Source organism: Massilia polaris (genome assembly GCF_012927275.1).
GTDB lineage: Bacteria > Pseudomonadota > Gammaproteobacteria > Burkholderiales > Burkholderiaceae_D > Telluria_A > Telluria_A polaris.
In genome coordinates this window covers 237,709-259,214 of record NZ_JABBGG010000007.1, presented here as the reverse complement: position 1 = coordinate 259,214, position 21,506 = coordinate 237,709, and the positions used below count along the sequence as shown (strand labels likewise).

The window sequence follows — 21,506 nt, the reverse complement described above, 5'->3', positions numbered from 1 at the left end:
AAGGCCGCCCGTGGTGTAATGACTACCGCCCAACATACTCTGACCGTGTTCGGCCTCTCTGCAGTAGCGGTAATCGCTCTGCTCTACGGCAATCCAGACCTGGCCAAGCAGTTCTACCAGTTCGTCGCACCGGAGCCAATGCCGGTTGCAAAAATCGAAGCGCCGGCACTGACGGCGTTGATGGAAGCGCCCGCCCACCCTGTCGAAGTGGAAGCAGCGCCGCTGACAGCCCAGGAAAAGGCGATGCTCGGTAGCAGGAAGCAGCAGGAATTCGTGACCTCGTGGCTGTCCAAGCGTTATCGCGTGGCAGGCGACGCGGCCAACATGCTGGTCTCGACGGCCTACCTGACGGCCAGCGAAATCAAGCTCGACCCGCTGCTGATCCTCGCGGTGATGGCGATCGAATCGCGCTTCAATCCGTTTGCCGAAAGCCCGGTTGGCGCGCAAGGCTTGATGCAGGTGATGTCCAAGGTCCACAAGGAAAAGTTCCAGGAAATGGGCGGCACCCGGGCTGCTCTGAACCCGGTAGCCAACATCCGCGTCGGTTCGCAGATCCTGAAGGAATACGTCCAGCGCGGCGGATCGGTGGAAGCCGGCCTGAAGAGCTACGTAGGCGCAGCGGCCTTCGAGACCGATTCCGGCTACGGTTCGCGCGTGCTGGCTGAATACCAGCGCCTGAAGCAGGTTGCGCGCGGCAAGGATGTGCCGATCTTCACTCGTCCTGCCGCGGCGACCATGGTGGCCGACAAAGCAGCGCCAGCGGCCGCTCCTGCGGCGCCAGCGCCGAAGGTTGAAGCCCCGGTCGTGACAGACGTCGCAAGCGAGCAGATCGCCGGCCTGTAATCAGCCCGATCTCAACAGAAAGGCCACCGGCGGTTGCGGTGGCCTTTTTCCTTGGCACGTCGTTCCCGCGTTCGCGGCAACGAAATATTAAAAAAGCCACCGGTGCAACGCACGGTGGCTTTCTCATGAACGCTGACGCAGCTTAACGGCGGGTAGCAGCCACCTCATCGGCGCGCAGCACCGGCGCCAGCTTGTCCAGCACGCCATTGACATACTTGTGGCCGTCGATACCGCCGAACGACTTGGTCAGCTCGACCGCTTCGTTGATGACGACGCGGTAAGGAATATCCAGGTTGTTCTTCAGTTCGTACGCGCCGATCAGCAGCACACCGTGCTCGATCGGCGACAACTCGGCCACGCCGCGGTCGATCAGCGGCGCAAACGTGTCGCGCAGCGCGACCGAATCCTGGATCGCGCCATACAGCAGGGCCGCGAAGTAGTCGGCATCGGCCTTTTCGAAGCCATGCGCGGCGCGGATGTTGTTGACGACCGTGGCCGCCGGCTCATTGTTCAGCAGCCACTGGTACAGGCCCTGCAAGGCGAACTCGCGCGCCCGGTGGCGCGGCGTGCGGTTCTTGCTGGGATTGGCGTGAATCGATTTGTCAGTCATGGTTTCTTACCCGTTCTTATTTCTGTTCTTCTTAGTCTTCGTCGGCTTGCAGGTCTTCCAGCGCCAGCAGCAGGTTGGCCATTTCAACGGCCACGCGCGCCGCTTCGGCGCCCTTCTCTGCCATGCGCGCTTCAGCTTGCTCGTCGTTCTCGGTGGTCAGCACCGCGTTAGCGATCGGCATGCCGTAGTCCAGCGAGATACGGGTGATACCGGCGCCCGATTCGTTCGACACCAGTTCGAAGTGGTAGGTTTCGCCACGAATCACCGCGCCCAGCGCGACCAGCGCGTCGAACTGCTGGGTTTCCGCCATCTTCTGCAGCGCCAGCGGAATTTCCAGCGCGCCCGGCACGGTGACGTGCAGCACGTCTTCGTCGGCGATGCCGAGGTGTTTCAGCTCTGCCAGGCAGGACGACAGCAGGCCGTGGCCCACGTCGGCGTTAAAGCGTGCCTGGACGATGCCAATGCGCAGGCCGGCGCCAGTCAGATTGCTTTCATAAGTTCCTACGGTCATGGTCGGCCCCTTTTTTATCGTTTGGTTGGTGGTGAATAGTACCGCGTCAGGCGGCCGGTTTGGCGAGGTAACCGGTAACTTCCAGGTCGAAACCTGTCATCGACGGCATTTTGCGTGGGCTGGCCAGCAATTGCATCTTGCCGACGCCCAGGTCTTTCAGGATTTGCGCGCCAATACCGTAGGTGCGCAGGTCCATCGAGGCGGCACGCGCGTTTGGACGGGTGTTGGTGGTGTCGAGGGCGGCGAACTGGGCAAACAGCGCGTCGGCGGTCTCGCCGCAGTTGAGCAGCACCAGCACGCCCCGTTCGGATTGCTTGATCGCCTGCATTGCCGACGCCATCGTCCACGAGTGAGTGGTCGCTTTGGTTTCCAGCAGGTCGAGGATCGATACCGGCTGATGCACGCGCACCAGGCACTCCAGGTTCGGGGCCAGGTCGCCGTGCACCATCGCCAGGTGGGCGCTGCCGCTCGGCTTGTCGCGGAAGGCGACCAGGCGGAAGTCGCCGAAGGTCGTGCTCATCGAACGCTCAGCCACACGCTCGACCAGGCATTCATTCGCGCTGCGGTAGTGGATCAGGTCGGCAATCGTGCCGATCTTCAGGTTGTGGTCTTTGGCGAACTCCAGCAGGTCAGGCAGGCGCGCCATGGTGCCGTCGTCCTTCATGATCTCGCAGATCACCGACGCCGGCGTCAGGCCTGCCATTTCGGTCAGGTCGCAGCCTGCCTCGGTATGGCCGGCGCGCATCAGTACGCCGCCCTTCTGGGCTTTCAGCGGGAAAATGTGGCCCGGCTGGACGATATCGTCAGGCTTCGCGCCCTTGGCGACCGCAACCTGGATGGTCTTGGCGCGGTCGGCCGCGGAAATACCGGTCGTCACGCCCTCGGCCGCTTCGATCGAGACGGTGAAGTTGGTGCCGAACGAGGTGCCGTTACGGCTCGTCATCATCGACAGGTCGAGCTGCTGGCAACGTTCTTCGGTCAGGGTCAGGCAGACCAGGCCGCGCGCATGCGTGACCATGAAATTGATGGCTTCCGGAGTCACGAAATCGGCCGCGAGCACCAGGTCGCCTTCGTTTTCGCGATCTTCCTCGTCGACCAGAATGACCATGCGGCCTGCGCGCAATTCGGCAACAATTTCCTGGGTGCTGGAGATAGACATTAAGGATTCCTCTTAGACGGCAAGTAAAGCGTAATCCGCTATTTTAAAGGATTTACCAACTTCCCACCGGCATTAGGCTGCCCAAAACCCCGATCCGCGCAGGGCTTTTTTCCGCTTGCGCCGCAGTTGTTACAAAAGAACAACAAACCATGCCGTAAGGCCACGCATTACGGCACAGCTTGCGGAGCGGCATAAGGAGTAGAATTCCGGCACCGAGACCGATGCCAGGAAGATGTGCCGATGACCACCAACTTCGTCAAGACAGTATGCGTCAGCGCTTGCCTGTTCGTGTATTCGATCGCCGCGCACGCCGCGATCGACCTGGCCGGCACCATTCCGGTCGGCCCGCAGGTCAAGGTAGGCAAACTGGCCAATGGCCTGACCTACTACATCCAGAAGAACGACAAGCCCGAAAAGAAGCTCGAACTGCGGCTGGTCGTGAAGGCCGGCTCGATCCTGGAAGACGAAGACCAGCAAGGCCTCGCGCACTTCACCGAGCACATGGCGTTCAACGGCTCGGCCAACTTCCGCAAGCACGAACTGGTTTCGTACCTGCAGTCGATCGGCGTCAAGTTCGGCGCCGACCTGAACGCGTACACCAGCTTCGACGAAACCGTCTACATCCTGCCGATTCCGACCAACCGCAAGGCCAACGTCAACAAAGGCTTCCTGGTGCTGAAGGACTGGGCCAGCGGCCTGACCTTCAACCACGCCGACATCGACAAGGAACGCGGCATCGTGCTGGAAGAACTCCGGCTCGGCAAAGGCGCCAGCGACCGCATGAACAAGATCCTGCTGCCGAAGATGTTCAACGGCTCGCGCTATGCGGACCGGCTGCCGGTCGGCACCGAAGCGGTGCTGAAAAACTTCAAATACGAGGCGCTCAAACGCTTCTACCGCGACTGGTACCGGCCCGACCTGATGGCCGTCGTCGCGGTGGGCGACATCGACCCGCGCGAAGCCGAACGGCTGGTCAAGCGCCATTTCGGCGCGCTGAAAAATCCGGCCAATCCGCGCCCGCGCGAGTACGCGACCATCCCGGCGCGCTCGGAGACCGAAGCGCTCGTCATCACCGACAAGGAAGCGAGCAGCGATTCGCTGCTGATCCGCTATCCGGTGCAGGAATCCATCGAGCAACCGACCTTTGGCGACTACCGCGAAAAACTGGTCGAAGGCCTGTTCACCGGCATGCTGAGCCAGCGAATGCAGGAACTGTCGCAGCAAGCGGCCCCGCCCTTCATCGGCGGCAGCAGCAATATCAGCCGCCTCACGGCGCGCTACAAATCATACACGGCGTTTGCCGCACTGGGCAATGGCGGCGCCACGCCGGCGATCGACGCGCTGGTGCAGGAAAATGAACGCGCGCGCCAGTTCGGCTTCAGCGCGGGCGAGTTCGAACGCGCCAAGAAGAACCTGATGCGTTTCTACGAACGCGCCTACAACGAGCGCGACAAAACCGACTCGGCCAGCTATGTCGGCGAGTACATGCGCAACTTCCTCGAACAGGAGAGCATTCCGGGCATTGAAAACGAATATCGCTATGTGCAGGAGATGGTCCCCGGCATAACGCTGGACGAGATCAACAAGTACACGCGCGAGACGATCCCTGACAGCTCGGCCAAGCTGGTGGTCTACATGGGGAATACCGACAGCGATACGCCGGTGCCGACCAGCGCGCAACTGCTCGAATCGGTGTCGAAGGCCGAGAAAACCGCCGTCGTCGCACGTGACGACAAGGCCGTTGCGGCCGACCTGATGGACCAGCCGCCGGCACCCGGCAGCATCGTCAGCGAAGCGCCCGATGCCGCCCTCGGACTGACCCGCCTGACGCTGTCGAACGGCGTCAAGGTGATCCTCAAGCCGACCGACTTCCGCAACGACCAGGTGCTGATGAGCGCGGTGCGCTTCGGCGGCCAGATGCTGTTCGACGAAGCCGACGCCTACACCTCGCGCTATGCCAGCTCGATCATCGCCAGCATGGGCCTGAAGGACTACTCGCCGCTTGACCTGCAAAAGGTATTGGCCGGCAAATCCGCCACCGTGCGCGCGGGCCTTGGCAGCAATACCGATATCGTCAGCGGCAGCGCCGGCAGCAGCGACATCGAGACCATGCTGCAGCTGGTGCACCTGCAGTTCAATGGCGTGCGGCGCGACTCGGACCTGTACAAGTCGTTCATCGCGCGGCAGGTCGACGCCGCGCGCAACGCGATGACGCAGCCTGAAATCGTGTTCCGCGACGAGATCATCACCACCTTGTACAACAATCACCCGCGCGTGGCGCGCACGGCGCGCCCGGAAGACTTCGCGAAAGTCAGCCTGGACCGCGCGATCGGCATCTACAAGGCGCGCTTCGGCAGTGCCAGGGGCCTGACCTTCATTTTGGTCGGAAGCTTCGACACGGAACGAATCAAGCCGCTGCTGGCGACCTACCTGGCGAACCTGCCGACGCCGGACCTTACGGTCGAAGCCAGGGACACCGGCGTGCGTCCGGTCGGCGGCGTCGTGAAGAAGGAAGTGCGCAGCGGATCTGAAGCCAAGAGCAACGTCTCGATCAACTTTACCGGCAAGGCGCTCTTTTCAGAGGAAGAGCAGATGCGTTTCCACGCGCTGCTCGAAGTGATGAACATCCGGATCACCGACATCCTGCGCGAGAAACTGGCGCTGATCTACGGCGGCGGCATGAACGGAAGCCTCAGCAAGATCCCGTACGAGAACTACGCGATTGCGCTCTCGCTGCCGACCGGGCCGGCCAACGTCGACAAGGTGCTGGCCGCGACCTTCGCGGAGATGGAACATATCAAGGAAAAAGGACCGGACGTCGCGGACCTGAACAAGGTCAAGCAGAACTGGATCCAGAGCCACCAGAAATCGCTGCGCGAAAATGGGTACTGGATCAATCACCTGCAGACATCGCTGCTGCACGAGACCGATCCTGGGTTGATCCTGACGTATGAGAAACAGGTCGCTGCGATCACGCCCGCGCAGGTGCGGGATGCCGCGAAGCGCTACTTCGACATGAACAACTACGTGCAGGTTGTGCTCTACCCCGAAAAATAGACGACGCCGTTCCCGCGAACGCGGGAACCCGTGCCACCTAAGCGTTAAGCCGGCGTTTGCTCATGCCTTCAACGACAGCATCCGCTCCACATAGCGCGCGATCAGGTCGATCTCCAGATTGACCTGGCTGCCCGCCCGCAGGTGCTTGAGCGTGGTCACCGAAATCGTATGCGGAATCAGGTTGATCGAGAACCGGCACACCGTGCCCGCATCCGTATCGACATCCTCAACGCGGTTCACGGTCAGCGACACGCCGTTCACCACCACCGATCCTTTAAACGCCAGGAAGCGCGCCAGGTCCTGCGGGGCATCGATCACCAGCTCCCACGATTCTCCCACCGGCTCGAAGCGGTGAACACGCCCCAGCCCATCCACATGCCCGGACACCAGATGGCCGCCCAGGCGCTCGGCCAGCGTCAGCGCCTTTTCGAGATTTACTTCGCCCGCCGCGTCGAGGCCAGCGGTGCAGTTCAGGCTTTCACGCGACACGTCGACGCTGAACGCCTGATCGGTCTTCGATACCACCGTCATGCAAGCGCCGTTGATAGCGATCGAATCGCCCAGCGCGACGTCCTGCAGCGGCAAGCCGCCGGAAGAGATATCGAGTCGAACGCCCGCATCCTGTCCGCCTTCAAGCGGGGTTACGGAGGTGATTTTGCCGACAGCGGCGACGATTCCAGTAAACATGCTGTTTCTATTCCTGTTGTGGGGTGAATCTGGCAAGGATACGCAAGTCTTCGCCAACCTGCCGAACCTCGTGAAATTTGAGGGCGATTTTCGCATCAAGCCGGTCGATCGGCGCCAGCGCGAACATGCCCTGCGCGTCGCCGATCAGGCATGGCGCCAGGTACAGCAGCAGCTCGTCCACGCAGCCTTCGCGCACCAGCGAGCCGTTCAGCTTTGACCCGGCTTCGACGTGCAGCTCATTGATCTCGCGCCGCCCCAGCTCGAGCATCAGCGCGGGCAGGTCGACCTTGCCGGCGGCATTCGGCAGCAAAATCACTTCGTGGCCCGCAGCCGCCAGCGCCGCTTCCTTTCCGGGGTTGCTCACTGCGGCGACGATCCATGTCCCGCCGCCGGCCAGCACGCGCGCATCCAGGCTGATTTCGAGCTTGCTGTCGATGACGATACGGCGCGGCTGGCGCGGCGTATCGACCGAACGTACGTTCAACTGCGGGTCGTCCGCCTTGACGGTGCCGATCCCGGTGAGGATGGCGCAGGCGCGCGCGCGCCAGGCATGACCGTCATCGCGTGCGGCCGGACCGGTGATCCACTGGCTCTCGCCGCTGTGCAGCGCCGTCATGCCATCGAGGCTGGCCGCGGCCTTCATCCGCACCCAGGGCCGCTTGCGCTGCATGCGCGAGAAGAAGCCGATGTTCATCTCGTATGCCTGCTCGGCCAAAACACCCGAACTGACAGCGATTCCAGCAGCAGCCAGCTTGGCCATGCCCTCCCCGGCCACCAGCGGATTCGGGTCGGTGATGGCGGCGACCACGCGCCCGAGGCCCGCGCGCACCAGCGCATCGGAGCAAGGCGGCGTGCGGCCGTGATGGTTGCACGGTTCCAGCGTCACGAAGGCGGTGGCGCCGCGCACGTCGTGGCCGCGCTCCTGCGCGTCGCGCATCGCCATGATCTCCGCGTGCGCCTGCCCCGCCGGCTGGGTGTAGCCCGAGCCGATCACTTCGCCGTCACGGACGATCACGCAGCCCACGCGCGGGTTCGGCGTGGTGGTGTACATGCCTTTGGCGGCCAGTTCGAGCGCAAGCGCCATGCTGTCGTTATCGTTCACTATTCGCACAGTTCTCAAGTTTGGTTACGGTGTCTCGGGCCCGGAGCAGCTTTCGCCATCGCGCGCCGGATCGCACGCGCGCGCGCGGCCAAGCATGTTGATTTTAATACGCCGCGTCTGCCCATCCAGCGTCAGCGACAGCGTACCCCAGCGCGCCGCCATGCTGCTGGCATGGCTACAGCTGCGCCCACCGCCATTATAGGCAATGTAGTCCGGCGTCCGGGGACTCGTGAAACCCGTCGTGATAACAATGCCCTCCGCGACCGGCCCGTGGGTGGCGATCAGTTCATCGCCATCGCCCGCTATGCCATCGCCATCATTGTCGATGAAAACCGTCCATCCACTGGTCCAGCCGCCATCGGAAGGCGCCAAATAAACGCGCATGCCTCTTGTGATGGCTTGCGACCGCGTCAGGTCGATCGCGCCGAACAGATCGGATAGCGCAGCCTTCAACTGCTGATGGCGGATCATCGCGCCGAGGTCGCTCACTGCGATCCCGAGCAGCACCGCCGCCACCGCGATCACGGCCAGCAGCTCCACCAGCGAGAAGGCGCGCGCACGCCTTATGGCCAGCATCGCCCCGCCCCGCCCGACGGCCCGCGCTGGCCGATACTGTTCATGGTAAGCGTGCCGCACGCACCGTCCCTGAACTTCGCGTCGACCCTTGGTGTTCCCGGCACCGCCCTGACCTCGATGCATTCGCTGATGTCGCGGTCCGGACAAGCTTCGCCGCGCAGCTCGTAAGCGCTGCCGGTCGCCTCGCCACCCGACCACCATTTGAAGCGCTGCGCGTCCGGATCGGTCGAATCGGCGGAGAACTCGACGTAGGTGTTGTGGAGCGAGTAAAAGCGCTCCTGCTGCTGCAGGATGTCGAGCAAGGCCATCTGCCCTTCGATCCGCCGCGACCGGGCGATGTAGCTGGCGTAACCGGGGTAGGCCACCGACGCGAGGATGCCGACGATCGCCAGCACGATCATGATCTCGACCAGCGAAAAACCAGCGGTGCGTTTCATCAGATTTGCTCCGAGAAACCTCGTCCTTCAGGACGAGGAGTGAAAGGATCCGACTGCGAATTGCGCAGCAATTCGGGCCCCGTAAAAAGACATGCCGCAGCAGTCGATGCCGTGGTTGTAAGTGTGGAACCATGGTCGACAATTGCTGTCGAACCTGGATGAAGCTGGTTTACCGTTACCGCGTCAAGTCGTTGGCCGGCCTGCTGAACAAGCAGGCCAGGACAGTCAACTTCGTCTGGAACTACTGCAACGACAGGCAGAGGGATGCGCTGCGTTTCGGTCGCCGCTGGCATACCGGGTTTGACCTGATCAAGCTCACCACGGGGTGCAGCAAGGAGCTTGGCCTTCACTCGGGTACGGTCAACGACGTGTGCCAGCAGTACGCGAAGTCGCGCTCCGGGTCGCATCGGCCCTACCTTCGCTATCGCGGCAGGAAGTCGATGGGCTGGGTGCCGTTGAAAGGGCGTGAACTGAAACGCGAAGGCAATGCCTTCCGCTTCGCCGGCAATACCTTCCGCGTATTCCATTCGCGCGCGCTGCCCGAGGGCAAAATCACCGATGGGACCAACTTCTCGCGCGACCGGCGCGGCAACTGGTTCCTCAATATCGTCCTTGAAGTGCAGGCGGCTCCCGCCCGCTTGCCGGTGCGCGCTGAGGGAATCGATCTTGGCCTGAAAGACCTCGCGACACTGAGCGACGGCAGCCGCATCGCGGCGCCGCACATCTACCGTGCCAGCGAGGCGAAGCTGGCGATGGCCCAGCGCGCGCGCAAGAAGAAGCGGATCGCGGCGATCCACGCAAAGATTGCCAATCGTCGTCACCATTACCTGCACACCTGCACCAGCGCCGTCGTCGGCGCGTTCGACTACATTGTGGTCGGTAATATCAATGCTTCCGCGCTCGCCAAGACCGGCATGGCGAAGTCCGTCTACGATGTCAGCTGGTCGTCCTTCCGCATACAACTGGCGTACAAGGCTGTTAAGCATGGCGCCTGGTTTGAAGAAGTGAACGAGAGCTTTACCACCCAGATCTGCTCGGATTGCGGCGCTGTTCCGGATTCGCGGCCGAAAGGTATCGCAGACCTTGGAAGCATGTTCACTGAACATGCGAAAGAATGGCGTTGCTGTGATTGCGGAGCGGTACATGATCGTGATCTCAATGCTGCGCTAAACATTCTCCGTCGCGGACGTGCGACGCTAGCTGTAGGAATCCCCGACGTTCAGGTCGGGGAGGACGTCAAATCGGCTCCTATTTCTTTGCCGCCTCGTGCAGCTCCTGCCAGTTGGCGACCTCGCGCCAGCTGAGGCGACCGGCCGGCGTCTTGACGGTTACCTTCTGCGACAGCGGCGGCTTGCCCTCGCCCCGAAGCCTGACGATGTTGACGGTGTGGGTCGCAACCGTCGCGCCGGTCGCACTGCGCTGCCCGGCAACCATGCCCATATCGAACAGCAGCGGGGGCGACAACAACGCCGCTTGCTCCACGACCTCGCCTGTCACCTGCCCGGCTTCCGAAACGCCGCCGCTCGTATATGCAAGGCCCGTCAAGGCATCGACGGCGTAAGTCCGCGTCACCATGGAGGCGCATACGCTGGCTCCCGGCGCCAGCGTGTCGAAGATCAGGGCTCCGGACGCCAGGAACGCCGTTCCCGCTGTACGTTCGCCTTCAGCGCGCCAGTTGGGAAAATCGAGATACCACCCTTTGCGCGCGCGGCTGCCTTCGAAACGCACTGCGTCTCCGTTGATCACATATGGGCCGCTTCCGGACGCTGAGCGCGATGCGAGTTCGCGCCGCCCGGCTACGAGCACTGGCGGCTTTGCCGCGCTATCGCGGATCGCGTAAAACGACTGCATCGCGTAGCCGGAAGGGTCGAGATCCGCGTTCTCCAATAGCCGACCTGTAGCCACCAGCACGAGGTAGCCAGCGCCTGGCGCAAACACCACCCGTGGCGCGTGATTGATTGGCTGGCGGTTGCCCGAGTCATCGCGCGCGACGAACAGCGGCTCCCCTTCCTTGCCGGGACCGACTGCCTTGGACCACGGCGGCTTGCCGGTGAAGTCGAAGCGCCACAGGTTGCCCTGCAAATCGCCCGCGTAGGCAAAACGGACGCTTCCATCCGGGGCGAGTGCAAACGCAGGTGGAGCGAGCGCGTTCGCAATCTTCGGCTCAGATAAAGGCGTCACCAGTTTGTAGTAGTTGAATCCATGCTTCCAAGGCTCGTTCGCGGGCTTGTCGAGGGCCAGCAGGAATAACGCACCGCGTGCCGCGTTATCCCCATCGTCTTGGTCGTAGTTGTTAAGTCCACTGGCGACGGCCACGAAATAGCGGTATTCGGGCACAAGGTCCTTCATCCCGATCCGCAGCTTGGCGATCAGCGGCGCGCTGCGGATATGGCCGATGGCGGCGTCGTCCTTCTCGGTGAATTCCCAGAGGGCGCCAAGTCCCGTGCCGAAGTTGGAAGGATCGGTGACATCGAGTGCAAACACCCCGCGAGCGCCCATGCCCATTCCGGACGCAAGAACGGTGCGCCATTTGCCGCCGGCCAGAGCCTCGCCGACGCCGGGACTGGCGTCGACGTATGGACGATGCATGTAGCCGGGCTGGCCCAGTTTGTACAAGTGCGTGTGGAGTGCGTTTGGCACGTAAGCGAACAGCTCGACACCCGTGGCCGTGTCGAATGCGTGGAGCATGCCGTCGTTTGCTCCAACGTACACCGCGCTGCGGCGCTTGCTGACGCTTGCATGAAACTGGGCATATCCGGCGCCCATTACCGACGCCGAGGGCGAGCCGACGATCACTGGAGCGCTATGGACGATATCTCCCAGTACGCTGGCTCGGCGACGCAAGTTGCCTCCTGCCTGCCCCGTTTCACGCGAACGGTCGCCGCGCAGGAAGTTCACTAATCCCTCATCCAGCGCAGGCAGGCGGGACGCGGCAAAGTCGATGGTCTTGCTGCCACCTTCGCTGTCGCGCACCGACGTATAGATTTTTCTGGATTCCGGCGCTGGTGTTAGTTTCGCGGCGTCCCAGGCCGGTGCGCCGTCCGCGCTGATTTTTCCGTCCCGGGTACGACTGATGTCGTAACGCCGTAATGTGCCGGTCGACTGCTGGCGGTCGTGGCTGGCCTGTATCAGGTAGTTGCCGCCGCCGGCAGCCTTTCCCATCACTTCGCCGCGCGGATACCGCGCCGCCGCGAACATCTCCCGTACGGCGTGTCCGATCTGATGCGGATCCGCGCCGGAAAAATAACCGGCAGGCGTGCGTCCGTCGAAACTCCATTCGCTGTCGGTGGCCTCGCCGGTCGTTGTAACGAATGGATTCTTGTCGCGGTTCCGGTCGAGGAAAGCGCCATATTTGGCAGTCAGGTACAAAGCACTACTGAGCGGCTTCGGAGACGCATCCAACTCGAGCGCCAACGTATCAATCGGCGCGTCGGAATCGTGACGTATCGCGTTGGTATGGGCCCAGTACGCAGCTCCGGCCAGGTAGTAGCTCCCTGCCCCATCCGGTCCGTCCTTCCTGGTATCGAGGTTGGCCAGTTCACCGCCCTCAAGCTCCCCGATCCGGCGCGTCGCCTGCATGACATCGAACGTGCCGTGAAAACCGTCTGCCGCGCGGGCGGCGTCGCCAAGGTACGCAATCGTATTGCCAGGAACGTAGCGGTCGCGGACAAAGCTGGAATGCCCGACGACTGCCGCCGTCGTACGTTGACAGGTTTCCGTCACCGGGTCGTCGCGCGTGCTCCACACAGCCAGTCCGTCGTCTTCCACCACCTCACCGCTGCCGGGGCTGGCCTGGCGTCCCTGCAGGTAGCGCAAGCCTTCGTAGAAAAGCTCGGCGCCCGGGTCGGAAGTTTTATACGCGCCCCTCCTGCTTGAGAGGTTGATGAAATTTAGGAGGCCGCTTTTTGCTCCACCTGCGTTGTCCGGGTCTTCCTCCAGCATGCCCGTGACCGGATTCCATTCAGGCCGCAGCGGGCCGGTTTTTGGATGTCCTACAAACTTGAGCGGCGCCCGCAAGGCGCCGCCGTAGAAGTTCTCGTCATCGGCTGCGAGATCGGTCAGGTAGCCCATTGCGCCCATACGCATCAGGTCAGCGTTTTCCTGGATCGCGCCCTCCGGTTTGCGACCGCCCTTGTACGCGAAACAGAGCTGCGGACGGGACTCGCTATCAGCCTTGTCGCAAACCTTCACCCGCGCGTTAAATTCTCCGGGCGGAGGTTTATCGCAACTGGCCGCCGGGTTCTCGCTGAACATAATGCGGTTTCGGCACGAAGAAATATAGAGGGCACCAGCGCCGAAAGGCGTTACCGTGTTCGCTGAATCAATGGACCTGGACCGGAAATTGGTAGCGGCTTCGGGTAGCCACGCGCGCTGGAGAACAGTCAGGCCCCGGTCGTCGATCACGCGGTCGCCGCCCGTCAGCGCAAGGCGCAACAGGTCGAGCCGCGACATGCTCGCCCAGTTCAGCAGGTTCCCGCTGAATGAGTCGCCGCCGCACTGCCGCTTGGCGTCGGCGGTCTTCAACGGCGAAAAGTATCCGCCCTGGTCGCCGAGATAGGAATAGCACAAGCGGGGATTGAAGTAGCCGTCGTATTCAGTCGCCGCGCTGTACTCGTCGCGATACGCGGCGCCAGCATCAGCAATCGTCAACGACCAGTGAAGCAGCAGGTTTGGCGCAACACGGCTACCGGGCAGGCCGACCTGGCCATCGGGGATGGCCAGCTGCGGAGGCGCAGCCCAAACTGCGCATGCACTGAACATCGCCGCAGCCGCGAGTGCCGCCGCCCTCATGGCGCTGCCCCCTCAGGCGGAACGCTCTTTCGGTAGAACGACTGCAGGACCACTTTGGTGGTTCGACGCGACCCAAACCCTATCGCGGTAATGCGGTAGAAATTCGTCACCGGCTGGCTCGCGTCCTCCCCCGCGCGGGGAAACGGCATCAGCTCGATGATGTAGCGCGGCGCACGTGCAGGCAGCGTGCCCGCTCCGGTCGGCATGACAGCTCCCGTGAAGGCGCCGTATGCAACCGCGCCGCTTGCGTCTTCGGCAGCCAGCGCGGCGCTGATCCAGGCCGGCACGCCAGGCGCTTCGACACGGCTGCATAAACCGAGGTCGGGATCATCCTCGCGTTTTCCGCAGCCATCCACGAAACCAAGTGCACTGCCGGCAGCGAACATGGCCGCGCGCGGTGTGGCGGGATCGAGCGGCTGGATATCGCGTTCGGCGTCGGCAAGCGCCGCCTCGGCCGCTTGCAGGGCGATGTGACGGTCACGCTCGTTGCGCGCCGACTTCTCGGCGTTCAGCGCCGCCGTCGCCGCTGACACTGCGACGACGAGCACCGCAATGAGCACGAACAGTACCGTGACCAGCGCGGCGCCGCCAGCGCGCGCGTGAGGAGACAAGGTCATCGCACCCTCACCTGGGCGGATTGCGCAGCATGATCGTCGACGAAAACAAGCGTCGTTCACGTTCGCGGAGCGAGCCTGGCATGTCGCTCTCGCCGATGCGCGTGCCCGGGTCGTCGTCGCCAAGCGCGTCGGCGTAGACCGGACCGAACACGTCGAAGACAATCGGTTGCGCATTGAAACGCACGCGCTTCGCGCCGTGCAGCACCAGGCCGACCTTGATGCTGGCGACGCGCTTCCAGTGCGTCTTGCGGCGCAGGTCAAGCTCAAGTTCCGCCTCGTTGGCGCCTTCGAGCGCCAGGCCATCGTCAAGCGCTTCAACGACAGTGGCGTTGATGAACAGGTTGGCGAGACCGTCGGCTGGCACGTCGGTATCGAGTCCGTACAGCACCTGGAACGAATCGACGCCCCCGACGATGGCATCGGCACCCCAACTGGAGGAGCCGCGATATTTGCAGCGCAGCTCAGTGTCACCGGTAGCGCTGCGGCCAACATAAAAAATGCTCCAGCCTTCCTCAAGCTCGCTGACGCCGAACCCGGCGCAACTGGTCATGCTGGCATCGCCGTCCGGCCCTGGGCCAGCGCCCGCGAAGCGCAATGCCAGCACGTCGCTGCCGTTGGCCACATCGGGCCGTGGATCGGAGATGAAATCGGCGGTCTTGACCAGCGAGCGGTTGTCCAGGCCAACCACCCGCGCCGGTGCGGTGGGATCGTATGCGATGCCGGCATCGGCGCGGTCCCAGTTGACGTAGGCAGTCTGCCGCACCGCGCGCGCGATCGTTTCGAGCGCAAAGCGACCGCTGTCGTCCAGCCGCGCGGCATCTTCCTGCGCAGCGTGGCCGCGGTTGGCGGAGATCAGCATCCCTGCCGCCAGGAGCAGCACCAGCAAGCCGACCGTGAGCGCGACCATCAGCTCAACCATCGTCAGGCCGAGCTGGCGCACCGGCGTCATGCGGGATCCCCGGATACGACGATGGCGACGATCGGCGCTATCGTCGCTGTCACGCCATCGCGGGAAGGCCGAAGGCGCCAGCCAAGCTTGATGACGACGGGATCGGACGCCGCGCCGCTGCAGTCCCATGACAGGCTGCCGTCTGCCTGGCTCCACATCACCGCGTCGCGGCACACGGAGACGCGTGCCGCAGGAAACGAAGAGTGCAGCTCGCGCTGAAGTTCATAAATGTCGAAGGACGCCATCGCGGCGCTGTCGCATGCCGCGCCAGAGTGGCACGGCTGCGCCGGCGGGCCTGGCGCACCGTCACTGGCGGCGGTGTAGCGGATCTGGAGATAGGGATTGGCGTCGTCTGGCACGCGCATTTGCGCCGTATTTGCGCGCATGCGGTCGGCGAACGCGGAAGCCAGCTGAACGCCGCGGGACATCAGCGCGGACTCCTGGCGCGTGCGCAGCGCGACCGTCTGCGCGGCCAGCGCGCCCATCACGCCTACGGCGAGCACGAACGCGGCCACCAGCACTTCGATGAGCGTAAAGCCGCTGACGGAACGTAGACGCACCCGGCACCTCCATATCGATGAAGGCCCAAGTTATCAGGCGGGGCAATGCCACGCCTGAGTTACCTCAACTGTGTGGGGGGAACTACTTGCGCGGCTTGCGCTCGTGGCCGACTTCGGCGATGGCGTCCTGGAACTCGGCCAGGTCTTCGAAGTTCTTGTAGACCGATGCGAAGCGGATGTAGGCGATCTTGTCGAGGCGCTTAAGCTCCTGCATCACCAGTTCGCCGACGTAGACGCTGTCGACTTCGCGGCGGCCGCTGGTCAGGAGCTTCTCTTCGATGGTGGCGACGGCGGTGTCGATGGCTTCGGCCGACACCGGCCGCTTGCGCAAGGCGAGCATCAGGCTGCCGCGCAGCTTGGCCGACGAGAACTCGGTGCGGCTGCCGTTCTTCTTGACGATGATCGGCATCGACAGCTCGATCCGCTCATACGTGGTAAATCGTTTATCGCATTTTCCGCATTTACGGCGCCGGCGGATGGCGTCGCCCTCCTCCGATACGCGCGTATCGAGGACCTGGGTGTCTTCATGCTGACAGAACGGACATTTCATGTGGGCCGCCGTGGACTACTCAATTGGGGCCGGGCCTTCGAAAATCGCAGGCCCGGCAATTACAACTATTACGCAGCGTAGACCGGGTACTTGTCGGTCAGCTTCTTGACTTCCTTCTTGACCCGTTCAGTGACGTCGGCATCGTTCGGGCTGTCGAGGATGTCGGCGATCAGGTTGCCGACGGTGGTCGCATCTTCTTCGTTGAAGCCGCGCGTGGTGAACGCCGGGCTGCCCAGGCGGATGCCCGAGGTGACGAACGGCTTCTGCGGATCGTTCGGGATGCCGTTCTTGTTGCAGGTCATGTGCGCGGCGCCGAGCAGGGCCTCGGCTTCCTTGCCGGTCAGGCCCTTGGCGCGCAGGTCGACCAGCATCACGTGCGACTCGGTGCCGCCCGATACGATGCGCAGGCCACGCGCGATCAGCGCCTTGGCCAGTGCGTCGGCGTTCTTCACGACCTGCTTCTGGTACGCGACGAATTCAGGCGTCAGCGCTTCCTTGAACGCCACTGCCTTGCCGGCGATGACGTGCATCAGCGGACCGCCCTGGATGCCTGGGAAGATGGCCGAGTTGATCGCCTTCTCATGCTCCGCCTTCATCAGGATGATGCCGCCGCGCGGGCCGCGCAGCGACTTGTGCGTGGTCGACGTGACGAAGTCGGCGTGAGGGACCGGGTTCGGATACAGGCCGGCCGCGATCAGGCCGGCATAGTGCGCCATGTCGACCATGAAGTACGCGCCGACAGCCTTGGCGACCTTGGCGAAGCGCTCGAAATCGATCTTCAGCGAGAATGCCGATGCCCCCGCGATGATCATCTTCGGCTTGTGCTCGTGCGCCAGGCGCTCCATGGCGTCGTAATCGATGTCTTCTTTTTCGGTCAGGCCGTAGGAAACCACGTTGAACCACTTGCCCGACATGTTCAGCGCCATGCCGTGGGTCAGGTGGCCGCCTTCAGCCAGCGACATGCCCATGATGGTGTCGCCTGGCTTGAGCATCGCGAAGAACACGCCCTGGTTGGCCTGCGAACCGGAGTTCGGCTGCACGTTGGCCGCATCCGCGCCGAACAGCTGCTTGACGCGGTCGATCGCCAGTTGCTCGACGACGTCGACGTACTCGCAACCGCCGTAGTAGCGCTTGCCTGGATAACCTTCAGCATACTTGTTGGTCAACTGCGAACCCTGCGCCTGCATCACGGCTGGCGAGGTGTAGTTCTCCGACGCGATCAGCTCGATGTGATCCTGCTGGCGGGTGTTTTCCTTCTGGATAGCGTCCCACAAATCCGGGTCGACATTGGCGAGCGTGTGATCTTTAGCAAACATGAGAAACTCCAATCGATAACGGTGCGTGGCACCTGGCTGATTTTGGATCGAATGAGGGGCCGGAAAACGGCAGGCAGCCTCGTCGCGCGCTTCCATCGCGGGCTGCCCAGGCGAACGGCTAATGAAATCTCACATTCCCCGGTGGATGCCCACCTTTCACCGACCGGCACGGGATGCCGCGGTTTTTCGCCAGTCATGTGAGACGAAATGGAGGCCAAATTGTAAGTTAAGTCGTTGATTAGGGCAAGGAATGGCAACGCAAACAAGGGGGATTCAAGCTTATATAGCCAGTTCGGCTACAATCGAAGCAGCTCACCTCCCTTCAGGACACTCATCATGATCGTATTTATCACTGGCGCCTCCTCCGGCTTCGGCGCCGAAATGGCGCGAATCTTCGTTAAAAACGGCCATCAGGTTGTGATCAGCGCGCGACGCACCGACCGGCTCAAAGCGCTGGCCGCCGAACTGGGAGAAGCCGCCCTGCCGATCGAGCTCGACGTCACCGACCCGGCATCGATCGCCGATGCGCTGGCGCTGCTGCCGCAATCGTGGCGCCAGGTCGACGTCCTGATCAACAACGCCGGGCTCGCGCTCGGCACCAAGCCTGCGCATGAAGCGCCGCTGGAAGACTGGGAAACCATGATCGGCACCAACTGCACCGGCCTGGTTCGCCTGACGCGCGCGCTGCTCCCGGCCATGGTCGAGCGCGGCAGCGGCCTGGTCATCAATCTTGGCTCGGTGGCCGGCCACTACCCTTACCCGGGCGGCAACGTCTACGGCGCGACCAAGGCCTTCGTCGAGCAATTCACGCTGAACCTGCGCGCCGACCTGGCCGGCACGGGCGTACGCGCGACCAACCTCGCGCCCGGCCTGTGCGGCGGCACCGAGTTCTCGAACGTCCGCTTCAAGGGCGACGACGCCGCCGCGGCCAAAGTCTACGAAGGCACGACGCCGCTGACCGCAGCCGATATTGCCGCGACCGCGTACTGGATCGCCACGCTGCCGCCGCACATCAACGTCAACAGCATCGAACTGATGCCGACCTGCCAGGGATTCGCGCCGTTCAACATCAAGCGCAGCTAAATCCTTCCGGCGTCCAAAGCAATTCCATGGCGCCTCCATCGGGGTCCGTCCCCGGGGTCTGTCCCCGGGGACGGACCCCGAAGGTGATATGTGTACGCTTTAGTACATAACGCCTGATAAATAGGCTAAAATGTTGCCCAAATTCACTTATGACAACTGAAATGCCCTCAGCATTTACCTGGACCGTCCGGGTGTACTACGAAGACACGGACGCCGGCGGCATTGTTTTCTACGCCAATTACCTGAAGTTTTTCGAGCGCGCGCGCACTGAGTGGCTGCGCGCGGCGGGCGTGTCGCAGCAGGATTTGCTGAATCAGGATGGGGCCATGTTCGTCGTCAAGAGCGCCAGCGTGGACTATCACGCGCCAGCCAGACTCGATGATGTACTAAACTTAACGCTGAGCATCGAAAAACTGGGCCGCGCGTCGGTCAGTTTCGTCCAGCAGGCCTGGTGCGGCGACACGCTGCTGACCTCGGCCAGCGTCAAAGTGGGCTGCGTCGATGCCGCCACCTTGCGTCCGCGCTCGCTGCCGGACGCTACGGCTGCTAAAATGCGTGCCGCCTGACCCATTACACATACACAAGACACTTATCCAATGAATCCAGCCCAAGACCTTTCCTTCCTCGCGCTGATCAGCAATGCGCACCTGATTGTGCAGCTGATCATGGCGTTGCTGCTGGGCCTCTCGCTCGTTAGCTGGACTTATATCTTCCGCAAAATGTTCGCGATCCGCGCGGCCCGCCGCCAGACCGAGCAGTTCGAACGCAGCTTCTGGGCCGGCGGCAACCTGCACACCCTGCACCAGAGCGCCAGCAGCAACCGCGACCAGAGCGGCGCGCTGGCCCGCATCTTCGAAGCCGGCATGGGCGAGTTCGTCAAAGGCAAGGCCGCATCGCGCGAGTCGCTCGACGTCGGCGCAGTGCTCGATGGCGCCCGCCGCGCCATGCGCGCCGCGTTCCAGCGTGAAATCGACGGCCTCGACTCGCACCTGAACTTCCTGGCGTCGGTCGGTTCGGTGTCGCCGTACATCGGCCTGCTCGGCACCGTGTGGGGCATCATGAACGCGTTCCGCGGCCTGGCCAGCGTGCAGCAGGCAACCCTCGCCACTGTCGCCCCCGGCATCGCCGAAGCGCTGATCGCCACCGCCATCGGCCTGTTCGCCGCGATCCCTGCGGTCGTCGCCTACAACCGCTTCACCCACGACATCGACCGCCTTGCGATCCGTTTCGAGAGCTTCGTTGAAGAGTTCTCGAACATCCTGCAACGCCAGTCCCGTTAAGCGAAGAGGCAGACCATGGCTTCATTCTCCAGCAGCCTGCGCGGCGGACGCGGACGCAAGTTCAAGTCGGAAATCAACGTCGTTCCTTACATCGACGTGATGCTGGTGTTGCTGATCATTTTCATGGCGGTGCCGCAGACCAACGATCCGAACGTGATCAACCTGCCAAGCGCCGAGCGATCCGCCGCGCCGCCGGACGATTACATCCAGATCGTGCTCAAACCCGACACCAGCCTGAGCATCGGCGTCAACGGCAGGAACCCGGTCGCGGCGGAACAGGCGCCTGACCGCGCCGCCGTCCTGCGCCGCCTGCGCGCGCTGCATGAGGAGAATCCGGACTACCCTGTCATGATCTCGGGCGACCGCGAGAGCAAGTACGACGACGTGATCCAGCTGATTTCCGAAGCCAAGAAAATGGGCATCGACCGGGTCGGGCTCGCGACTAAGTGATGAAGCAACAATGTCCACGATAAACCCTGCTGCCCTCGACAGCACGCCATACCGGCTGCCACCGGAACCAAGCCGCTGGGGTGCGCTAACCCTCGCGGCACTGGTGCATGCCGGCCTGCTGCTGTTCCTGTGGGCGGGCGTGAGCTGGCAGAGCACTCCGCCGGTCGCGGTCGAGGCGGAAGTGTGGAACATGAAGGTACAGTCGGCCGCCCCGCCGCCGGAACCTGCGCCGGAACCTGCGCCGGAACCTGCGCCGGAACCGAAGGTCGAGCCGGAGCCGCCGCAACCGGTCGAACGACCGCCGGAAGTGGAAGCAACGCCGAAGCCGCCCGATATCGCGCTCGAAAAGGCGATCCTTCGCGCCAAGGAACTGAAGGAACGCAAGGAAAAGGAAGCGGCCGAGAAAAAGCTCGCCGACGAGAAGGCCCGCAAGCTGGAAGAAGACGACAAGAAGAAGCAGGAACTGGCAGACAAGAAGAAAAAGGAAGAGGCGGATAAAAAAGCGAAAGTCGCAGCTGAAAAACTTCGTAAAGAAATTCGCGAAGCCGACATGCGCAGCATCGCCGGGATGGGCACCAGCGGCACCGCCGCCAAGTCGACCGCCCCGCGCATCGACAGCGGCTACACCGCCAGCATCACGGCGAAGGTCAAGAGCAACACGACTTTCCTGGGCAGTACCGATGTGCCGGGCAACCCGCGCGCGGTCTTCAAGGTCGAGCAACTGCCGACCGGCGAGATCATCTCCGCACGCAAGATCAAGAGCAGTGGCGTGCCTTCGTTTGACGATGCCGTTGAAAAAGGCATTATCAAATCGTCACCACTGCCAAAGAAGAAAGATGGTACGGTAGAGCGAACACTTGAAATCGGATTCTCGATGAAGGACCTCGACTGAGGCTTTGTCGGAACCACGAACCTGGATAGAACGGAA

21 protein-coding genes and 1 riboswitch are annotated in these 21,506 nt (G+C 62.9%); of the genes, 8 read left to right on the top strand and 13 right to left on the bottom strand.

The genetic code is table 11. From position 1 onward, the window contains the following. Window positions 1-18: 18 nt before the first annotated feature. A complete protein-coding gene (locus HHL21_RS14290) occupies window positions 19-843 on the top strand; it encodes a lytic transglycosylase domain-containing protein (protein WP_229496416.1) in 825 nt (274 codons plus the stop codon). A 142-nt stretch (window positions 844-985) separates the two neighbouring features. Here HHL21_RS14290 and nusB read toward each other — a convergent pair whose 3' ends face one another. The 3 genes from nusB to ribBA are packed head-to-tail and all read right to left on the bottom strand — an operon-like array spanning window position 986 to window position 3,123. Further along, window positions 986-1,453: a transcription antitermination factor NusB gene (nusB, locus tag HHL21_RS14285; RefSeq protein ID WP_169466961.1), complete on the bottom strand. Its 468-nt coding sequence runs from the start codon at window positions 1,451-1,453 to the stop codon at window positions 986-988. A gap of 31 nt (window positions 1,454-1,484) precedes the next feature. Next, the gene (ribH, locus tag HHL21_RS14280; protein ID WP_169466959.1) at window positions 1,485-1,964 is read right to left on the bottom strand and encodes a 6,7-dimethyl-8-ribityllumazine synthase; all 480 of its coding nucleotides are present in this window, start codon (window positions 1,962-1,964) and stop codon (window positions 1,485-1,487) included. Window positions 1,965-2,010: 46 nt separating this feature from the next. Further along, the gene (gene ribBA, locus HHL21_RS14275) at window positions 2,011-3,123 is read right to left on the bottom strand and encodes a bifunctional 3,4-dihydroxy-2-butanone-4-phosphate synthase/GTP cyclohydrolase II (RefSeq protein ID WP_169466957.1); all 1,113 of its coding nucleotides are present in this window, start codon (window positions 3,121-3,123) and stop codon (window positions 2,011-2,013) included. 240 nt (window positions 3,124-3,363) lie between these two features. Between ribBA and HHL21_RS14270 the strand changes: the two genes are divergently transcribed. Next, window positions 3,364-6,180: a M16 family metallopeptidase gene (locus HHL21_RS14270; protein WP_169466955.1), complete on the top strand. Its 2,817-nt coding sequence runs from the start codon at window positions 3,364-3,366 to the stop codon at window positions 6,178-6,180. Between the two features lie 60 nt (window positions 6,181-6,240). On the opposite strand, the gene HHL21_RS14265 is transcribed toward HHL21_RS14270, so the two are convergent. The 4 genes from HHL21_RS14265 to HHL21_RS14250 are packed head-to-tail and all read right to left on the bottom strand — an operon-like array spanning window position 6,241 to window position 8,982. Next, on the bottom strand, window positions 6,241-6,867 hold the full coding sequence (locus tag HHL21_RS14265; protein WP_169466953.1) for a riboflavin synthase: 627 nt from the start codon (window positions 6,865-6,867) through the stop codon (window positions 6,241-6,243). A 7-nt stretch (window positions 6,868-6,874) separates the two neighbouring features. Next, the gene (gene ribD / locus HHL21_RS14260; protein WP_370659731.1) at window positions 6,875-7,978 is read right to left on the bottom strand and encodes a bifunctional diaminohydroxyphosphoribosylaminopyrimidine deaminase/5-amino-6-(5-phosphoribosylamino)uracil reductase RibD; all 1,104 of its coding nucleotides are present in this window, start codon (window positions 7,976-7,978) and stop codon (window positions 6,875-6,877) included. A gap of 15 nt (window positions 7,979-7,993) precedes the next feature. Next, window positions 7,994-8,545: a GspH/FimT family pseudopilin gene (locus HHL21_RS14255; protein ID WP_169466950.1), complete on the bottom strand. Its 552-nt coding sequence runs from the start codon at window positions 8,543-8,545 to the stop codon at window positions 7,994-7,996. Beyond that, window positions 8,533-8,982 carry a type IV pilin protein gene (locus HHL21_RS14250; RefSeq protein ID WP_169466948.1) on the bottom strand — a complete coding sequence of 150 codons (450 nt, stop codon included), beginning with the start codon at window positions 8,980-8,982 and terminating at the stop codon, window positions 8,533-8,535. The genes HHL21_RS14255 and HHL21_RS14250 overlap by 13 nt, the downstream gene beginning before the upstream one ends. A 158-nt stretch (window positions 8,983-9,140) precedes the next feature. On the opposite strand from HHL21_RS14250, the gene HHL21_RS14245 reads away from it, so the two are divergent. Then, on the top strand, window positions 9,141-10,286 hold the full coding sequence (locus HHL21_RS14245; RefSeq protein WP_229496414.1) for an RNA-guided endonuclease InsQ/TnpB family protein: 1,146 nt from the start codon (window positions 9,141-9,143) through the stop codon (window positions 10,284-10,286). Here the strand turns inward: HHL21_RS14245 and HHL21_RS14240 are convergent. From HHL21_RS14240 to glyA, 6 genes are all read right to left on the bottom strand, one after another. Beyond that, the gene (locus HHL21_RS14240; RefSeq protein ID WP_169466946.1) at window positions 10,231-13,773 is read right to left on the bottom strand and encodes a pilus assembly protein; all 3,543 of its coding nucleotides are present in this window, start codon (window positions 13,771-13,773) and stop codon (window positions 10,231-10,233) included. The genes HHL21_RS14245 and HHL21_RS14240 overlap by 56 nt on opposite strands. Further along, entirely contained in the window at window positions 13,770-14,390 is a 621-nt protein-coding gene (locus tag HHL21_RS14235; RefSeq protein WP_169466943.1) for a PilX N-terminal domain-containing pilus assembly protein, read from the bottom strand. Before HHL21_RS14235 ends, HHL21_RS14240 begins: the two co-directional genes overlap by 4 nt. A 7-nt stretch (window positions 14,391-14,397) precedes the next feature. Then, on the bottom strand, window positions 14,398-15,339 hold the full coding sequence (locus HHL21_RS14230) for a PilW family protein (protein WP_169466941.1): 942 nt from the start codon (window positions 15,337-15,339) through the stop codon (window positions 14,398-14,400). Continuing rightward, the gene (gene pilV / locus HHL21_RS14225) at window positions 15,336-15,899 is read right to left on the bottom strand and encodes a type IV pilus modification protein PilV (protein ID WP_370659730.1); all 564 of its coding nucleotides are present in this window, start codon (window positions 15,897-15,899) and stop codon (window positions 15,336-15,338) included. Before pilV ends, HHL21_RS14230 begins: the two co-directional genes overlap by 4 nt. Before the next feature lie 82 nt (window positions 15,900-15,981). Continuing rightward, complete coding sequence (gene nrdR, locus HHL21_RS14220; RefSeq protein ID WP_169466939.1) at window positions 15,982-16,449, bottom strand: transcriptional regulator NrdR; 468 nt, start codon at window positions 16,447-16,449, stop codon at window positions 15,982-15,984. A 68-nt stretch (window positions 16,450-16,517) separates the two neighbouring features. After that, complete coding sequence (gene glyA, locus HHL21_RS14215; RefSeq protein ID WP_169466937.1) at window positions 16,518-17,765, bottom strand: serine hydroxymethyltransferase; 1,248 nt, start codon at window positions 17,763-17,765, stop codon at window positions 16,518-16,520. A gap of 97 nt (window positions 17,766-17,862) precedes the next feature. Further along, a riboswitch (ZMP/ZTP riboswitch) is annotated at window positions 17,863-17,972 on the bottom strand. 129 nt (window positions 17,973-18,101) lie between these two features. Between glyA and HHL21_RS14210 the strand changes: the two genes are divergently transcribed. From HHL21_RS14210 to tolA, 5 genes are all read left to right on the top strand, one after another. Beyond that, window positions 18,102-18,848, top strand: coding sequence for an SDR family NAD(P)-dependent oxidoreductase (locus HHL21_RS14210; protein WP_169466935.1), 747 nt, complete (start codon window positions 18,102-18,104; stop codon window positions 18,846-18,848). Between the two features lie 161 nt (window positions 18,849-19,009). Then, window positions 19,010-19,414, top strand: coding sequence for a tol-pal system-associated acyl-CoA thioesterase (gene ybgC / locus HHL21_RS14205; protein ID WP_169466933.1), 405 nt, complete (start codon window positions 19,010-19,012; stop codon window positions 19,412-19,414). 30 nt (window positions 19,415-19,444) lie between these two features. Next, window positions 19,445-20,128 carry a protein TolQ gene (gene tolQ, locus HHL21_RS14200; RefSeq protein WP_169466931.1) on the top strand — a complete coding sequence of 228 codons (684 nt, stop codon included), beginning with the start codon at window positions 19,445-19,447 and terminating at the stop codon, window positions 20,126-20,128. Between the two features lie 15 nt (window positions 20,129-20,143). After that, complete coding sequence (locus HHL21_RS14195) at window positions 20,144-20,578, top strand: biopolymer transporter ExbD (RefSeq protein WP_169466929.1); 435 nt, start codon at window positions 20,144-20,146, stop codon at window positions 20,576-20,578. Between the two features lie 10 nt (window positions 20,579-20,588). Next, entirely contained in the window at window positions 20,589-21,470 is an 882-nt protein-coding gene (gene tolA / locus HHL21_RS14190) for a cell envelope integrity protein TolA (RefSeq protein ID WP_169466927.1), read from the top strand. The last annotated feature ends 36 nt before the right edge of the window (window positions 21,471-21,506 follow it).